General features: G+C 54.4%; 14 protein-coding genes. 13 read left to right on the plus strand and 1 reads right to left on the minus strand.

Annotation, left to right across the window (positions count from 1 at the left end):
* The first annotated feature begins 172 nt into the window (after positions 1-172).
* From AC0YN0_RS08835 to AC0YN0_RS08885, 11 genes are all read left to right on the plus strand, one after another.
* Positions 173-985 (plus strand): ABC transporter ATP-binding protein, encoded by an 813-nt coding sequence (locus AC0YN0_RS08835; RefSeq protein WP_475820942.1) that lies wholly within the window; start codon positions 173-175, stop codon positions 983-985.
* The gene (locus tag AC0YN0_RS08840; protein ID WP_475820943.1) at positions 966-1,781 is read left to right on the plus strand and encodes an ABC transporter permease; all 816 of its coding nucleotides are present in this window, start codon (positions 966-968) and stop codon (positions 1,779-1,781) included. The genes AC0YN0_RS08835 and AC0YN0_RS08840 overlap by 20 nt, the downstream gene beginning before the upstream one ends.
* Positions 1,739-2,701, plus strand: a complete 963-nt coding sequence (locus tag AC0YN0_RS08845; protein WP_475820944.1) for an ABC transporter permease — start codon at positions 1,739-1,741, stop codon at positions 2,699-2,701. The genes AC0YN0_RS08840 and AC0YN0_RS08845 overlap by 43 nt, the downstream gene beginning before the upstream one ends.
* Before the next feature lie 199 nt (positions 2,702-2,900).
* A complete protein-coding gene (locus tag AC0YN0_RS08850; RefSeq protein WP_475820945.1) occupies positions 2,901-3,995 on the plus strand; it encodes an ABC transporter substrate-binding protein in 1,095 nt (364 codons plus the stop codon).
* A gap of 118 nt (positions 3,996-4,113) precedes the next feature.
* A complete protein-coding gene (locus AC0YN0_RS08855; RefSeq protein ID WP_475821876.1) occupies positions 4,114-5,487 on the plus strand; it encodes an aminotransferase in 1,374 nt (457 codons plus the stop codon).
* Positions 5,487-6,770, plus strand: coding sequence for a M20 family metallo-hydrolase (locus tag AC0YN0_RS08860; protein WP_475821877.1), 1,284 nt, complete (start codon positions 5,487-5,489; stop codon positions 6,768-6,770). Before AC0YN0_RS08855 ends, AC0YN0_RS08860 begins: the two co-directional genes overlap by 1 nt.
* Entirely contained in the window at positions 6,758-7,639 is an 882-nt protein-coding gene (locus tag AC0YN0_RS08865; RefSeq protein ID WP_475820946.1) for a nitrilase-related carbon-nitrogen hydrolase, read from the plus strand. The genes AC0YN0_RS08860 and AC0YN0_RS08865 overlap by 13 nt, the downstream gene beginning before the upstream one ends.
* A 27-nt stretch (positions 7,640-7,666) precedes the next feature.
* On the plus strand, positions 7,667-9,043 hold the full coding sequence (locus tag AC0YN0_RS08870; RefSeq protein ID WP_475820947.1) for an NAD(P)-dependent oxidoreductase: 1,377 nt from the start codon (positions 7,667-7,669) through the stop codon (positions 9,041-9,043).
* On the plus strand, positions 9,036-10,346 hold the full coding sequence (gene preA / locus AC0YN0_RS08875) for an NAD-dependent dihydropyrimidine dehydrogenase subunit PreA (RefSeq protein WP_475820948.1): 1,311 nt from the start codon (positions 9,036-9,038) through the stop codon (positions 10,344-10,346). The genes AC0YN0_RS08870 and preA overlap by 8 nt, the downstream gene beginning before the upstream one ends.
* A gap of 3 nt (positions 10,347-10,349) precedes the next feature.
* Complete coding sequence (gene hydA, locus AC0YN0_RS08880) at positions 10,350-11,789, plus strand: dihydropyrimidinase (protein WP_475820949.1); 1,440 nt, start codon at positions 10,350-10,352, stop codon at positions 11,787-11,789.
* A 28-nt stretch (positions 11,790-11,817) separates the two neighbouring features.
* Positions 11,818-12,030, plus strand: coding sequence for a hypothetical protein (locus AC0YN0_RS08885; protein WP_442050615.1), 213 nt, complete (start codon positions 11,818-11,820; stop codon positions 12,028-12,030).
* Here AC0YN0_RS08885 and AC0YN0_RS08890 read toward each other — a convergent pair.
* Entirely contained in the window at positions 12,027-13,649 is a 1,623-nt protein-coding gene (locus AC0YN0_RS08890) for a PucR family transcriptional regulator (protein WP_475820950.1), read from the minus strand. The genes AC0YN0_RS08885 and AC0YN0_RS08890 overlap by 4 nt on opposite strands.
* 149 nt (positions 13,650-13,798) lie before the next feature.
* On the opposite strand from AC0YN0_RS08890, the gene AC0YN0_RS08895 reads away from it, so the two are divergent.
* Both AC0YN0_RS08895 and ald read left to right on the plus strand, forming a co-directional pair.
* On the plus strand, positions 13,799-15,277 hold the full coding sequence (locus AC0YN0_RS08895; protein ID WP_475820951.1) for a CoA-acylating methylmalonate-semialdehyde dehydrogenase: 1,479 nt from the start codon (positions 13,799-13,801) through the stop codon (positions 15,275-15,277).
* Positions 15,278-15,323: 46 nt separating this feature from the next.
* Positions 15,324-16,451 (plus strand): alanine dehydrogenase, encoded by a 1,128-nt coding sequence (ald, locus tag AC0YN0_RS08900; protein WP_475820952.1) that lies wholly within the window; start codon positions 15,324-15,326, stop codon positions 16,449-16,451.

Consider the following 16,451-nt stretch of genomic DNA (forward strand, 5'->3'; position numbering starts at 1 on the left):
AATCTATCTAACGGTCTTGCGGCTGGGGGTGACATTGTGTCCAGTTGGACTGTTCATTTTTAACCACTTTGTATAATGTAATCAAAAATTAATGTTATATAATATGACATATACAGTGATGAAGGCTTTCGCATACTTAACGCAAACTATGTTTGTTTTGAGGAGGGACTGCATGCACATACCTGAAGCTGCCAAGAAGGCAGAGATCATCGTCGATCAAGTGAGTATGCGTTTTGGGAAAAAGGGGCAGGAGGTCACTGCGCTCCAAGACGTAAGCTTCGAAATCTATCGCAATGAATTCGTATCGCTGCTAGGACCGTCCGGCTGCGGCAAGTCGACGCTGCTCAGGCTGATGGCCGACTTGCTTGAGCCTACGAGCGGCACGATTACGATCCAAGATGACCACCCCCGTGAAGTCCGACTCCGCCGTAAATTCGGCATTGTGTTCCAGAACCCGACGCTCTTCGAATGGCGGACGGTGAAGGAGAATATCGAGCTGCCGCTTGAGGTGCTCGGTGAGCGCAAATCGCAATACACTCCTCTTATCGAGAGGCTGCTCGAGATGGTCGGGCTATCCTCGTTCCGTAATTACTACCCTTGGCAACTAAGCGGCGGCATGCAGCAGCGTGTCGCAATTGCCCGCGCCCTATCGCTTGATCCACCTATTCTGTTCATGGATGAACCGTTCTCCGCGCTTGATGAGTTCACGAAGGAGAAGCTGCAGCTGGAGCTGCTTGAGATCAAGAAGCAAACGAACAAGACGATCGTATTCGTTACGCACAGCATTCCCGAAGCGGTGTTCTTGTCGGACCGCGTCATTGTGTTGTCCGCCCATCCCGGACGCGTCCATTCGGTCGTGGAAATGACCAGGGAGGAGGGCGATCTGTCCCATATCCGCGAATCAGCCCATTTCCACGAGATGACGAGGTCGGTGAGGAATTGTTTCTACAAGGAGAGTGATTCCTTTGACGGACAGATTGTTTAAAAGAGGGGGGCAGGGCACCGTCCTTGCCTTATGGGTCGCCGCCGTCCTGCTCTTATGGGAAGCTGGAGCATGGTTCATCGCCGTCGTCATGAAGACGACCGCCCCAGCCTCGAAGCTTCCTTACTTGCATAAGGTACTGGGAACACTAGCCGATCATCTGCCGACCTTGCTTAAGCAAGGGACGGTGACGTTCGGCAATTCGATTACCGGCTTCGTCATCGGTTCGATTGTCGGTGCAGCACTTGCGATTGTAATGAGCGTATCGAGAGCAGCCGAGCATACGCTGTCTCCCTATATGATCGCTTCGCAGATGATACCAATCATCGGCCTAGCCCCCATTATTTACGGGATTGTCCGCGATGCCGAGCTGTCCAGAGTGCTGATGGCTGGATACGTGACGTTTTTTCCGGTCGCGATCCAAATGCTTCGCGGACTGCGAAGCGTAAGTCCTGAGCAGTTGGAGCTTATGCGCACGTATGCAGCCTCGACATGGACGCTCTACAGCAAGCTGAAGCTGCGTGCCGCGCTTCCGGGCTTGTTCGCAGGTCTGAAGCTGTCCGCGCCGCTCGCCATAACAGCGTCTATCATCGTGGAGCTGATGGGAGCGCCGGACGGTATCGGGGTGCTCATGGTCAGCTCGCTCTACTATGGGACGTCACAGGTATATATGTTCTGGTCAACGGTGCTCATTAGCATGGTAATCGGCATCGCATTATATCTGCTTATCGCGGCAGCCGAAAGGCTGCTTACACCATGGCAGCCAGAGTTCCGGGCGAAGGGGAGGGACGAGGCATGAAGGAGCTTGCGGCCGTCAAGTCAGAACCGCAGTCAGGTATGGCGGCGCTGCCTGCCGCGGGCAATGTACAGGAGCTGGATTCAGGGCGCGACCCTATAACGATTAACCTCCAAGCAAACGAGAGAGGTCTGCCGCGTATATCAGCGGGCTGGAAAGCTTTGCAGCCGATGCTGCTTCCGGTAGGCTTCGCGATTGTATTCCTGCTCGTCTGGCAGCTTGAGGGATTCCATCGATTGTTTAAGTTGGAGCGCTATCAGTTGCCGATTCCGTCAGCGATCGCATCCTCCATTAAGGAAAACTTCGATTTGCTTTGGAGCTATTCGATCTATACGGGAATTGAGATCATAGGTGGCTGCATCATCGGATCTTTGCTCGGTCTTGCGGCTGCCGTGGCAGCCTCATTGTTCCCCAATGCAGGCAAAGGCGCGATTACGCTGCTAGCGTCGCTTAACGCCGTTCCTATCGTTGCGCTTGCGCCAGTTATGAACAATTGGTTCGGAAACGGCGTTTCCTCCAAAATTGCGATCGTCTCCGTCATGACGATGGCCACTATGGCGATTAGCGCATTCAAAGGGCTGCGATCCATACAGCCTGCTTACCTCGATCTCATGCATGCCTATGCTGCGCCGAGAACGACCGTGTTTCTGAAGCTGCGCTTTCGAGCGGCACAGCCGGCTATCTTCACGGCGCTGAAGATTAATATGTCCACGAGCATCATCGGCGCAATCGTCGGGGAGTTTTTCATATCTTCACGGGGGCTGGGCTTTCTATTATCGGATCAGATCAAGCTCGGCAACATGCCGCTCGCCTGGTCCTGCATCGTAATCGCCGCAGCGCTAGGCATCGTTCTCTATTATATCGTTCAGCTTGTTGAGCGGCTTGTTATACCTTGGCATGTATCGCATCGTAGACATTCCTGACAACGTTCATCCTGGAAGTACTCCGAATGGAGTTTTTCTCCCCACATAAGAATGCTTAAGTTCTTTACAACGATATTGGGAAAAGAAAATCATTCTGATTGGCGATAAAAACTACCGATTAAACGCGGTCGCTCACCTTGGAAGTACTCCGAAAGGAGTTTGTATCATATAGAAAACAATAGGGAGAGGAATGGTCTTCATGAAACAGAGAAACCGTACGATGCAAGCCGTTTCAACCGCTTTACTCGCATTAATGCTGCTCTTCGTCGCCGCTTGCGGCAACTCGAACGAGTCACCGCCAGCTGAAGACGATCCGAAGCCTACGGATGGGGCAGCAACAGAAGCGACGGATAAGCCGTCCGACGCTCCTCTTACTAAAGTGAAGATTCAACTGAAATGGGTGCCTCAGGCGCAGTTCGCGGGTATTTTCGTTGCCAAGGAGAAAGGGTTCTATGCAGAGGAGGGGCTGGACGTTGAAATCATCCCCGGAGGCCCGGACGTTGTCATTGAACAGCAGGTCGTCAACGGCGCAGCCGACATTGGCGTTACAAGCTTTGACAGCCTCCTCGTCAACCGCGACAACGGTTTGCCTCTCGTAACAGTAGCGCAAATCCTGCAGCAAAGCTCGTACCGGTTCGTTGCGAGCAAGGAGTCGGGCATCGACGAGCCGGCTAAGATGAAGGGCAAGAAGGTTGGCATGTGGACGGGAAGCCAGCAATTCCAAGTGCTTGCCTTCATGGAGAAAAACGGCCTCGATCCGAAGAAGGATGTTGAGCTCGTGAAGCAGGGTTTTACAATGGACCAGTTCTTTAACAAACAGCTCGATGTAGCAATCTCTACGATCTATAACGAATATCATGTCGTGCTCGAGAGCGGCGTGAAGGAAGAGGATTTGTACGTATATGACTTCGAGGATGCGGGCGTAGGTATGCTGGAGGATACGCTGGTCGTTAAGGAGGATTGGCTGAAGAGCAACCGGGAGCTTGCGGTCAAAGCGATTAGAGCGACGATGAAGGGCTGGAATTATGCCATTGCGAACCAGCCGGAGTCGGTTGACATCGTAATGAAGGCGGTAACCGAGGGCAGCACGACGAAGGAGCATCAAACAACGATGCTTATGGAGATGGCTAAACTTGTGAAGCCGGAAGGTTTCACAGAGGCACAGGTTGGCAGCTTCGTCGACGATGCGGTACAGAGAACGGTCGACATCTCGCTGAAATACGAGTTGATCAAGAAAACGCCGGATTTGGCTGCGGCGATCGACAAGACGATTTTGGAAGACGCATTGAAATAAAGGATTGCTTGCTAAGCGCTGACGGCAAGGAAGAAGCGCCGATGAGCAGTTGTTTTCGGCGCTTCCCCACCGCATGGCGGCGAGCTGGAGGAGGCGATAGCGTGTGAAAGAACCGGCTATGGACGGGTTGAGCAAGGAGGAATGGCTGGACAAGGATCGCAGGTATGTATGGCATCATATCTCGCCGCATAACGACCATCCGATGATTGTCGTATCTGGGGAGGGCAGCTGGATTACGGATAGCGACGGCAACCGGTATTTGGATGGGATGTCGGGCTTATGGTGCGTGAATGTCGGGCACGGACGCGAAGAGATTGCGGATGCGGCAGCTAAACAAATGAAGACGATTGCCTATTCCACGCTCATTCAGTCGCATGTTCCGGCGATTAAGCTTGCCGAGAAGCTTAACGAGTGGCTGGAGGGGGACTATCGCATCTTCTTCTCCAATTCGGGCTCGGACGCCAATGAGGTCGCCTTCAAAATCGCCCGCCAATATCATCACCAGAACGGCAAGCCGAGCAAGCATAAGTTCATTTCCCGGCATCGCGCCTACCATGGCAGCTCGCTCGGTTCGCTTGGAGCGACGGGACAGGCGCAGCGCAAGCTGAAATATGAGCCGCTGGCGATGGGCTTCTCGCATGTGCCTCCGCCATATTGCTACCGCTGTCCATTCGGGCAGCAAGAAGGGGCGTGCCGCATGCAATGCGCGGAGGCGTTCGACGACGCGATTACATGGGAAGGGGCGGATTCGGTTGCCGCCGTCATCATGGAACCGGTCATTACCGGCGGCGGCATGATCGTTCCTCCCGACGGTTACATGAAACGGGTGCAGGAAATATGCAACAAACACGATGTGCTGCTAATCGTAGACGAAGTGATCTGCGGCTTCGGCCGATCGGGGATGAAGTTCGGCCATCATAATTACGGCGTGAAGCCCGATATCGTAACGATGGCGAAAGGAATGACGAGCGCGTATTCCCCTCTATCGGCAACGGCGGTGTCGGCAAAGTTGTATGACAGCTTCAAGGATACGAGCAAGGCGGACAATCATTTGCGGCATGTGAATACATTCGGCGGCAATCCGGTTTCCTGCGCGGTTGCATTGGCGAATCTAACGATTCTGGAGCGTGAAGAGCTGGTTAGCCGATCTGCTTGGATCGGTGAGCAGTTCCGTGTGGGCTTGCAGCCGCTTGCTGCTCACCCCCATGTAGGCGAAATCCGGCATTTCGGGTCTGCGCTCGGGATTGAGCTCGTTGAGGATAAGGGTTCGAAGCGGCCAGCGGATGCATCTCTTGTCGCTTCCTATATTGCGTCATGCAAGCGGTTAGGTTTGATCATCAGCAAAAACGGCGATACCGTGCCCGGCTTTGCCAATATATTGACCATTAGTCCGCCGCTTAGTTCGACCGATGAAGACGTTGCATTCATCGTGGATACGCTTCTGAAGGCATTTTCCATCTCGATAAAGGATGAGGGGAAGGTGATTGCATGATGCTGAGCCTATATTCGGGAGCGATCAATAAGGAGAGGCTCCACAGAAGAATTGAGGAGCTGTCGCTCATCGGGAAGATCGGAGATACCGGCGTCTGCCGTCTTGCGCTCTCCCAGGAGGACCGCGAGGCGGTCATGCTCGTTAAGAGCTGGATGGAGGAAGCGGGGCTCGAGGCGCATATCGATCCATTCGGCAATTTGATCGGCGTTTTGGAAGGTGCGAACCCCACGCTGCCAGTCTTAATGCTCGGCTCACATATCGACTCGCAGCCTTACGGCGGCCGATTCGACGGCGTCATCGGAGTGCTCGGCGCGCTTGAAGCCGTTCAGACGATGGCGGAAAGCGGATTTGTACCGATGATGAATATCGAGGTCGTTGCCTTCTGTGACGAGGAAGGCTGCCGGTTCAATAAAGGATTGTTCGGCGTAAGAGGAATGACGGGCAAGCTGGAGGACGGCGAGCTCGCGCGGATGGATAAAAACGGGGTAACGCGTGAAGAAGCGTTAAGGCAATTCGGCTGCGACCCCGGTCTAATAGAAAGCTTCGAGGTAACGGCCGATCGGATCGGGGCCTTCCTTGAGCTTCATATTGAGCAAGGGCCTGTACTTGAATCAATAGAGCATCCGATCGGCATCGTGAGCGGTATTTCCGGGCCGGTATGGTGGACGGTCGAAATGAACGGCTTCGCCGGACATGCGGGCTCGGTGCCTATGCCGATGCGGCGGGATGCGCTGGTCGGAGCGGCCAAAGTCATTACGGCGCTGGACCGGCTCGCAAGGGAGACACCTGGCGCGCCGACGGTCGGGACGGTTGGATCGTTAACCGTCTTTCCCGACTCGCGCAACATTATTCCGGAGAAGGTGAGCTTCACCGTCGATTTTCGCGATATTGAGCTTAGCAGAAGGAACAGGCTGGAGGCTCGGCTGCTTAAGGAAATAGAGGATACCGCCGCCGATCATGGTCTTACGTATACGATTCGCGAGGATACGAAGAGTGATCCGCGCTATTGCGCCGACTGGATCAAGATGACGCTGCGGATCGAAGCGGACAACATGGGCATTACGCCGCCGCCAGAGCTTATGAGCGGTCCATTCCACGATTCGCTTACGATGTCTTACGTATGCGATTACGGGATGATTTTCGTCAGGTGCAAGGAGGGCATCAGCCACAATCCGAAGGAATATTCGTCGCCGGAGGATATAGCGCTCGGCGCTGAGCTTCTGTATCTCGCGGCAAGGCGAATCGCAAGCCATGAAGGAGGGATAGACGCATGTCGAAGGTGAAGATCGGTTTAATCCAAGCATCGAACGAGCTGCATGGCGACGAGCCGGTTGCCGCTCATAAGGAAGCGGCTATCCGCAAGCACTTAAAGCTAGTTAGAGAAGCTGCAGCTCAGGGAGCTCAGATTATATCGCTGCAGGAAATTTTTTATGGTCCGTACTTCTGCTCCGAGCAGCAGACGAAGTGGTATGAGGCAGCGGAAGAAATTCCGTCGGGACCTACGACAATATTGTTTCAAGAGCTCGCGAAGGAGCTTGGCGTCGTCATCGTACTCCCGATCTATGAGCGCGAAGGGATAGCAACCTACTACAATACCGCAGCGGTAATCGATGCAGACGGCTCGTATCTCGGCAAATACCGGAAGCATCATATTCCGCATGTGGCGGCAGGAGGCGGTTCATGCGGCTTCTGGGAAAAATATTATTTTAAGCCCGGAAATCTCGGATATCCGGTGTTCGATACGGCATTTGCGAAGGTCGGGGTCTATATATGCTATGACCGCCACTTCCCAGAAGGAGCGCGGGCGTTAGGGCTTAACGGCGCGGAAATTGTATTCAACCCATCGGCGACGGTGGCTGGTACGAGCGAATATTTGTGGAAGCTGGAACAGCCGGCCCATGCGGTAGCCAACGGGTATTACGTGGCGGCCATCAATCGGGTTGGCGTCGAAGCGCCGTGGAATATGGGCGAGTTTTACGGCCAATCGTATTTGGTCGATCCGCGAGGCTCGATTGTATCTATAGGAAGCCGCGACAAGGATGAGATCGTTATTGGCGAGATGGATAAGGAGCTTATTCGCGAAGTGTGCAATGTGTGGCAGTTTTATCGAGATCGCAGACCGGAGACGTACGACAATATCGTTAGCCTGTGATAGGACGAGAGGAAAGGAGCGGATGGCATGAGCGGTAAAGTTCAATCGGCCTTCATATCTCTAGAGCAATTGAAGCGCAACTTCGCCGAGGTTAAGGCGGGCATGAGGCCGAAGGAAGCGGTGGAAGAATCGAATCGATGTTTGTACTGTTACGATGCGCCATGTATTAAGGCATGCCCAACCGGCATCAATATCCCCTCTTTTATCAAAAAAATCGCCTCAGGCAATATGCTCGGGTCGGCACGGACCATTATGGATGCGAATCCGGTAGGAGCTACCTGCTCGCGGGTATGTCCGACAGAGGAGCTCTGCGAAGGCGCATGTGTCCTTAATCATTCCTCGAAGCCAATTATGATCGGCGACCTGCAGCGTTATGCGACTGATTGGGCGATCCGCAACGAACAGGTGCTGTTCTCGGCCGGGCGCAGCAACGGCATGACGGCAGCCATTATCGGCGGCGGACCTGCGGGGCTGTCGGCGGCGCGGGAGCTTGCGCGGTTCGGCTTCGCCGTTACGATCTTCGAAGCGAAGGAGCAGGCTGGAGGGCTCGATACGTACGGCATCGTATCGTTCCGTCTGCCGCAAAACATATCGCTCTGGGAAGTCGGACAAGTGAAGCAGCTTGGCGTCGATATACGGACGAATACGAAGGTTGGCGTCGATATTAGCGCCGAGCAGCTGCTCGAGCAATTCGATGCCGTTGTACTTGCAATCGGAATGTCTAAAGTACCTATGCTAGGCATCGAAGGCGAAGGCTTGAACGGAGTTTATGATGCTATCGATTTCGTAGAGGCGACTAAGACGGGACTATCGGCTGAGTTCGCAGGCAAGAAGGTAGCGGTCATCGGCGCGGGCAATACGGCTATTGATGCGGCGACCTGCTCTGTCCGGCTTGGCGCGGAAGATGTCAAGATCGTCTATCGGCGGACGAGCGCGGAGATGACCGCTTACGACTTCGAGTTCGAGTTCGCTAAGCAGGACGGCGTATCGTTCAAATGGTTGACGGCGCCTACGCGCATCGCCGCTGGACAGAACGGCGAGGTCAAGGCGCTTGAATGCATCGAAATGAGGCTTGAGGAGGATGCGAACGGCGGGCGAGCAAAGCCTATGCCGATAGAAGGTTCGGCTTTCTCCATGGAAGTCGATGTCGTTATTAAGGCAATCGGACAGACTCGGCACTTGCCGCTCATTGAGCAGTTAGGGCTCGCTCATAAACGAGGCGTCGTAACGGTTGATGCCGCAACGTATCAAACGTCCAATCCGCAAGTTTATGCGGCAGGAGATGTCGTATTCGGCGAAGGGCAGCAGGGCGATGCGATGGTCGTATCCGCAGCGCAGCAAGGGAAGCTCGCCGCTTATTCGATATACAATTCGCTCTGTGCGAGGAGGGAACGCTATGGCTGATCTCAGCATTAATCTGGCAGGCATCAAGTCTCCGAATCCGTTCTGGCTGGCATCCGCGCCGCCGACGAATACCGGCTATCAGGTGCAGCGCGCGTTCGAAGCGGGCTGGGGAGGCGCGGTATGGAAGACGCTTGGCGATCCGATCATTAATACGTCGTCGCGGTTCGCAGCTGTTCACTTCAACGGCCAGCGTGTAGCGGGCTTCAACAATATCGAGCTTATTACGGATCGTCCGCTAGAGATTAATTTGAAGGAAATCTATGAGACAAAGAAGCGGTTTCCGAATCATGCGCTCGTCGTATCGCTAATGGTTGAACCGAAGCGGGAGAAATGGCATGAAATCGTGAAGAAGGTCGAGGCCATCGGCGTTGACGGGCTGGAGCTGAACTTCGGCTGTCCGCATGGGATGGCGGAGCGCGGCATGGGCTCGGCTTCCGGTCAGCAGCCGGACCTTGTTGAAGCGCAGACGATGTGGGCCAAGGAAGCGGCACAGACGCCGGTTATTGTGAAGCTGACCCCGAACATTACCGATATTACGGCTACGGCGAAGGCGGCAGCAAGAGGCGGGGCGGATGCGATATCGCTTATTAATACGATCAATTCACTTGCAGGCGTAGATATCGATACATGGAATACGATCCCGCATGTCGCAGGCAAAGGAGCGCATGGCGGGTATTGCGGTCCGGCAGTGAAGCCGATCGCGCTCAACATGGTTGCGGAATGCGCCCGCAATCCGCAGGTTGCTATTCCTATATCTGGCATCGGCGGTGTATCTAACTGGCGCGATGCTGTCGAATTTCTACTGATGGGCGCAACGGGCGTACAAGTCTGCACGGCAGCCATGCATCACGGCTTCAGCATCGTCGAGGATATGATTGACGGTTTAAACAATTATTTGGATGGCAAAGGCCTTGCTTCCGTTACAGAGCTGATCGGCAAGTCGGTTCAGCGCTTCTCGGACTGGGGCGACCTTGATCTGAATTATGCAGTTGTGGCGCGTATTGAGGAAGAGAATTGCATCGTATGCAACAAATGCCATATTGCCTGCGAGGATGCTTCGCATCAATGTATTGAGCGTCATACCGATGAGAATGGTGTCGCGTATCTGAAAGTACGTGAAGAGGATTGCGTCGGCTGCAATCTATGCTCGATCGTTTGTCCGGTCGAAGATGCGATCACGATGGTCGAGGTGCCTTCAACGGAAATGCCGATGAGCTGGAATGAGCGGCAGAAGGCAATTAGCGCCCTTAACGGCAGCAGCAAGGATGATGCGGACGGCTCGAGCGCAAAGGAGGCGGTATAGAAGATGACTTCCAAATGGATTAAAGGCGGAACGATCGTTACGGCGGCTGACACTTATCGCGCCGATCTGCTTATTAAGAACGGAATTGTCGCGAAGATCGGGCTTGATCTGTCTGCCGAGGCGGCGAAGGAAAGCGCCGAAGCTGTCGATGCATCCGGTAAGCTCGTATTCCCGGGGGGAGTAGATCCGCATACGCATCTTGATATGCCGTTCGGCGGTACGGTGACGGCGGATGACTTCGCGACAGGGACGCGGGCGGCCGCGTTCGGCGGAACGACGACGGTCATTGACTTCTGTCTTACGGCCAAAGGCAAACCGCTTGCCGATTCGATCGCGGCATGGCATCGCAAAGCGGCCGGCAAGGCGGCTATCGATTACGGCTTCCATCTGATGATCGGCGAGATCAATGATGAGGTGCTGGCGGAGCTGCCGGCAGTGGTGAAGGAAGAAGGCATTACTTCGCTTAAAGTCTTTATGGCTTATAAGAACGTATTCCAGGCCGATGACGGGACGCTGTTCCGCACGATGCTGGCGGCCAAGGAGCTTGGCGCCATGGTGATGGTGCATGCGGAGAACGGCGATGTCATCGATTTTCTTATTCGCCAAGCATTGGAGGCCGGACAGACGGATCCCATCTATCATGCGCGTACGAGGCCGTCTGTTATCGAGGGCGAAGCAACGGGCCGGGCAGCGAATCTTGCAGCGCTTGCCGGAGCGAGATTGTATGTGGTGCATGTGACTTGCGAGGAAGCGGTGCGTCAGATTGCGGAAGCGAGAAGCCGCGGTGTCGACGTATGGGGGGAGACTTGCCCGCAATACTTGACGCTCGACGAATCGTACCTGGCTCAGCCGGGCTTCGAAGGCGCGAAGTATGTATGGTCGCCGCCGCTGCGCGAGTCGAGGCACCAAGAGGTGTTATGGAATGCATTAAAGAGCGGACAGCTGCAGACGATCGGCTCAGATCATTGCTCGTTCAATTATGACGGACAGAAGGATCTTGGACTTGGCGACTTTAGCAAAATACCGAATGGCGGCCCGGTTATCGAAGACCGCTTCTCCATTTTGTACTCGGAAGGGGTAGCGAAAGGCCGCATTACACTGAATGAATTCGTAGAGATGGTATCGACGCGTAACGCCAAGCTGTTCGGACTGTTCCCGCAGAAGGGGACGATTGCCGTAGGCAGCGATGCGGATGTCGTTATTTTCGACCCATTGGCGGAAAGGTCGCTGTCCGTGCAGACACATCATATGAATGTGGACTATAACCCGTTCGAAGGCATGCAGGTAACCGGCGTTCCGGTAAGCGTACTGTCCAAAGGCGAATACGTCATTCGCGATAGGCAATTCGTAGGCGAGCTCGGTAGCGGACGTTACTTGAAGAGATCGCCTTATCGCAGCGCTGGGGAGTCCATTCATCGCTCCGCTGCTAACACCGAAGCATAAGTAAAGTCCAGGAGGAGGTGTACGCGTATTGTCGGCATATGAGCAATATATGGAAGAGAAGCTGCGGATCGACAATTTCATTGAGCGCCGCTACAAAATTAAAGCAGTGACGGAGGATCTGAGCGGATCGACGGTGCATATGGAGCATCCCGGGGGTGAACAGACCGTCGTCCAAATCTTGACGGCAGACGCCAGGAAATACCTCGTTAATGTTGTGATTAAGCAGATGAGCGTCTCTTAAGTAACAGGCCCATGAATGTATTCATATGCGCGAAGGGCAAGCTCGATCGTCAACCTTTTCTCATGATCGCTTGCGAAGTCGCTGCCAAGCAGCGCCTCCAGTTTTTCTAACCTATGATAAAGCGTTTGGCGGGCAATGAGCAGCGCTTTGGCCGTTTCCTGCTTGGAGCCTGACAGTGACAAGTAGACGGAAAGCGTTCGCAGAAGATGACCGTTGCGGTCTTTGTCGCTAGCAGCGACAGGCGCGATATATTGCTCGGCAAGCGCGTGAAGCGTCCCAGCTTTCTTGAGCGCATACATCACTTTGTGCAAATGCAAGTCTTGATAGAAAGGCGAGGCTAGCGGGCCTACATCTCTCTGAATAGTGAGCATTTCTTTGGCGGTATCGTAGCTCTCATGGAGCCGGCACAGCTTGGTCATGTAACAGCCGATGGATAGACGCGGTGCGAAAAGCGCTTGCTCTTGTAGCTGCTCCGTTCGCCGTACCCGATCAATGGCGCGCAGAAGCCGCTCCCTATGCTTAATCTCACCAAGCTGGTCAATGACAATGAAGACGATCTGATCGTGTTGAAGCAGCGGCAGCAGCACATAACCTTCTCCTTCGAAGATCGCCCGCGCGACCATATGCTTCTGAATAAGCAATGCCCCGTCATCCTTCTCGGCTTCGCGCTTCGTCTCGGCATCGAGATCGAATAGGCAGACGGTTGCTCCGCCTAGCTTGGCTGTCGGCTTCAAGGTCTGAATATAATCAAGAACCTCTTGCTCGGTGTGTTTTCCGCTTAGCCAGTCAACAGCCCATAAATCTTCCTTAAGCCTGCGGCGTTCCTCCATATATTTGGTACGCATCATTTCCTGGGCAATGGCAGTGGCGCAGCGGTCGAGTACTAAAATTTGAAACTCGCTCAGCTCGGTTTTGCCTTGGAGCAGCAAGTCCGCAAACAAATGGTCGAGCGCTAGAATCGGCCGATGTGCGATGGTTTGCTTCTGCTCCGGATTAGCGAACATTTTACCGTAGATCCATTGCTCATAGAAGATTCCGGCTTTGGCACGAGGCATATGCGGAACGAACTGCGCTTCCGCTCCGAGCGGGAAGAAAGCAACTTGGGCACCGGTCGTCTGATGAAGGAGCCGAAGCAGCGACATCATCCCCTTGCCGGACAACAGCAATTGGTTAAGCTCGGTGGACAGCAGTTCGAGCCGTGACACCATCTGATGATGCTGGTTAATGAAGTAGGCGTGCAAATCTTGCGTTATATCAATATAACGGACTTCCTCGTGAAAAAAAATAAGCGGAAAATGCTCGCTCTCCGCGAGCTGCTTCATCCTCTCGATGGGTTGCTTCGCATAAGTGCCAAGCTCAATGCATAAGCCGGAAGCGCCGCTGTCGATGAGCTGACGGAGGAAGGAGACGCTAAGCTCCTCATCGTCACGCCAACCGATGCCTGTACTAAGAATGAGTTCATGTCCGTTCAGCAAATGGCCAACCTGCGTAACTTCCATAATATGCACCCACCGGACGGAGCGCTGTAGGGCTTCGGGGCTGGCGATGGCTTCCGCTCTAGCGAATAATGGCCGTTTCAAAATGTCCCCTACGGTCATTTGCAGCATCGTGTTGACCATCGTCGTTCACCGCCCTTCTATTATTTTCGGAAAAGTCTGAAAGTTTAATTGTATTTTTAATAGTATACTAAATGTCTTTTTCGAATGGAAAACTTTTATTCGCACTGCTCGTACTTGGACGTTAACTTGCAGCTTAGGAGATGAGAGAGATGGCCATAGAGTCGGTATCCGATCGCCTTACGGAACAGAACCGGTTGCGTAACTTCGTTAATGGCGCTTGGATCGAATCGGAAGGCAGGCAGATAGAGCCGGTCTACAATCCTGCGACCGGAGAGACGATCGCTTATGTGCCGATGTCCGTTCAATCCGACGTGGAGGAAGCTGTGCGGGCGGCGGAGCAAGCGTTTCCTGGATGGAGCAAGACGCCGGTGCCGCGCCGAGCGCGCATCCTGTTCCGTTACTGGCAGCTGCTGCAGCAGCACTCAGAGGAGTTAGCCGAAATCATAACGACGGAGAATGGCAAAAGCTACAAGGAAGCGCTTGGCGAGGTGCAGCGCGGCATTGAAAACGTCGAATTCGCTGCAGGAGCTCCAACGCATATGATGGGGCGGACACTGGCTAATATCGCCACAGACCTGGATTCGGAACTGTTCCGCGTGCCGGTTGGCGTTGCAGCGGGCATTACACCGTTCAACTTCCCCATGATGGTGCCGTGCTGGATGTTCCCGCTGGCTATAGCGCTTGGCAATACATTCGTGCTGAAGCCTTCGGAGCGAACGCCGCTGACAGCGAACCGGCTTGTGGAGCTATTCCGCGAAGCGGGACTGCCGGATGGCGTCCTTAATATCGTGCACGGCGGTCGGGAGGTCGTTCATGGCCTGACGGGCAGTCCGGCCGTTAAGGCGGTATCCTTCGTGGGCTCGCAGCCGGTCGCGAAGTACGTTTATGAGCGGTCGTCTTCCTTCGGCAAAAGGGTTCAGGCGCTGGCTGGCGCCAAAAACATGCATATCGTCATGCCGGACGCCCATATTCCCAAGACGGTCGAGAACATAATCGCCTCTTCCTTCGGCAGCGCGGGTGAGCGGTGTATGGCCTGTTCGGCTGTTGTCGTCGTTGGAGAAGGAGAAGCATTCATGAATGCACTGCACGCTGCGGCTTCCGAGATGGTGATAGGCAACGGTTTAAGGGAGGACGTCACGTTAACGCCCGTCATCCGCAAGGAGCATCAAATGCGAATCGAAGCCTACATTGCCCAGGGCGAGGCAGAGGGAGCGAAGCTGCTGCTCGACGGACGCTCAGCGGAGGCACGCGGATTGGAAGGCTTCTTTCTTGGTCCTACGTTGTTCGATGAGGTTAAGCCGGATATGACGATCGCGAAGGAGGAAATTTTCGGTCCGGTGCTGTCTGTTCTGCGGGCATCGAGCCTCGGTGATGCAATCGGAATTGTGAACAGCTCGCGGTTCGGCAACTCGGCAGTCATATACACCGAGAATGCGAAGGCAGTCAGACAATTTCGAGAGGAGGCCGAAGCGGGGATGCTGGGGGTTAACGTTGGCGTGCCTGCTCCGATGGCTTTTTTCCCATTCTCTGGCTGGAAGGATTCCTTCTATGGCGATTTGCATGCGAACGGCGGAGACGGCATTGAGTTTTATACGAAGAAAAAAATGATAACTTCGCGGTATTTCTAAGTTTTTGACGGCTGAGTGATAGATTGCGGGAGAGGAGGACTTCGGCATGGAAATCGGCATTCCTAAAGAAGTGAAAAACGGGGAAAATAGGGTCGCAATCACTCCCGGCGGCGTTCACGAATTTATTCGTCTCGGACATCAAGTGTTCATTGAACGGGATGCCGGTTTGGGGGCGGGCATCTCGGACGAACAATTTGCAGCTGCTGGATCTGTCATAGTGCCTTCTGCTCCCGATGCTTGGTGCAGGGAGCTTGTTCTGAAGGTGAAGGAGCCGACGCAAGCGGAATATGCGTACTTCCATGAGAAGCTGATGCTGTTCACGTATTTGCATTTGGCGGCCGAGCCTGTTCTGACGGAAGCGCTTGTAAGGGAGAAAGTCACGGCGATTGCCTATGAGACGGTGCAGCTTGCCAGCGGAGGACTGCCTCTTCTGACGCCAATGAGCGATATAGCCGGCAGAATGGCTGCCCAGCTTGGAGCTCATTTTCTTGAGAAGCCGCAGGGCGGCAAAGGACTGCTGCTTGGCGGGGTTCCTGGCGTTCGCAAAGGAAAAGTGGTCATTATCGGAGGAGGCGTGGTCGGGACGGGAGCGGCACAGATCGCTCTTGGTCTCGGCGCGGAGGTGACGATTCTCGATACCGACGTGAACCGGCTTCGTTATTTGGACGAGAGGTTCAGCGGAAGATTGCGGACTTTGGCATCGGGCGTTAGGCAAGTTGCGGACGCAGTAACAGATGCTGATCTCGTTATAGGAGCTGTTCTTATTCCCGGGGCACGCGCTCCAAAGCTGGTGGGCGAGGAGGTCGTCCGCGCAATGGGCAATGGTTCGGTCATCGTTGATGTCGCGATTGACCAAGGCGGCATCTTCGAAACGATCGATCAAATCACGACGCATGATGCTCCTGTATTTGAGAGGCATGGCGTGCTCCATTATGCGGTGGCCAACATGCCAGGCTCGGTGCCGAGGACGGCAACGGCGGCACTGACGAACGCGACGCTGCCATATGCGCTCGAGCTTGCAACGAAAGGCGCGAGAGCGGCTCTGCTAGGCAATGCCGCTCTCGGTCTCGGAGTGAATACGATGTCTGGCCGCATTACTTATGAAGCGGTAGCAAATGCGCATGGATTATCGTATACTGCGCTTGGTCAATGTCTGGAATCGGTATCGGCATAG

It is taken from the genome of Paenibacillus sp. J22P218 (genome assembly GCF_056269195.1).

Coding starts and splice junctions, on each gene's coding strand:
- AC0YN0_RS08835 (WP_475820942.1), top strand. CDS start 173: ATGCACATACCTGAAGCTGCCAAGAAGGCAGAGATCATCGTCGATCAA.
- AC0YN0_RS08845 (WP_475820944.1), top strand. CDS start 1,739: ATGGCAGCCAGAGTTCCGGGCGAAGGGGAGGGACGAGGCATGAAGGAG.
- AC0YN0_RS08850 (WP_475820945.1), top strand. CDS start 2,901: ATGAAACAGAGAAACCGTACGATGCAAGCCGTTTCAACCGCTTTACTC.
- AC0YN0_RS08855 (WP_475821876.1), top strand. CDS start 4,114: ATGGACGGGTTGAGCAAGGAGGAATGGCTGGACAAGGATCGCAGGTAT.
- AC0YN0_RS08860 (WP_475821877.1), top strand. CDS start 5,487: ATGCTGAGCCTATATTCGGGAGCGATCAATAAGGAGAGGCTCCACAGA.
- AC0YN0_RS08865 (WP_475820946.1), top strand. CDS start 6,758: ATGTCGAAGGTGAAGATCGGTTTAATCCAAGCATCGAACGAGCTGCAT.
- AC0YN0_RS08870 (WP_475820947.1), top strand. CDS start 7,667: ATGAGCGGTAAAGTTCAATCGGCCTTCATATCTCTAGAGCAATTGAAG.
- preA (WP_475820948.1), top strand. CDS start 9,036: ATGGCTGATCTCAGCATTAATCTGGCAGGCATCAAGTCTCCGAATCCG.
- hydA (WP_475820949.1), top strand. CDS start 10,350: ATGACTTCCAAATGGATTAAAGGCGGAACGATCGTTACGGCGGCTGAC.
- AC0YN0_RS08890 (WP_475820950.1), bottom strand. CDS start 13,649: ATGGTCAACACGATGCTGCAAATGACCGTAGGGGACATTTTGAAACGG.
- AC0YN0_RS08895 (WP_475820951.1), top strand. CDS start 13,799: ATGGCCATAGAGTCGGTATCCGATCGCCTTACGGAACAGAACCGGTTG.
- ald (WP_475820952.1), top strand. CDS start 15,324: ATGGAAATCGGCATTCCTAAAGAAGTGAAAAACGGGGAAAATAGGGTC.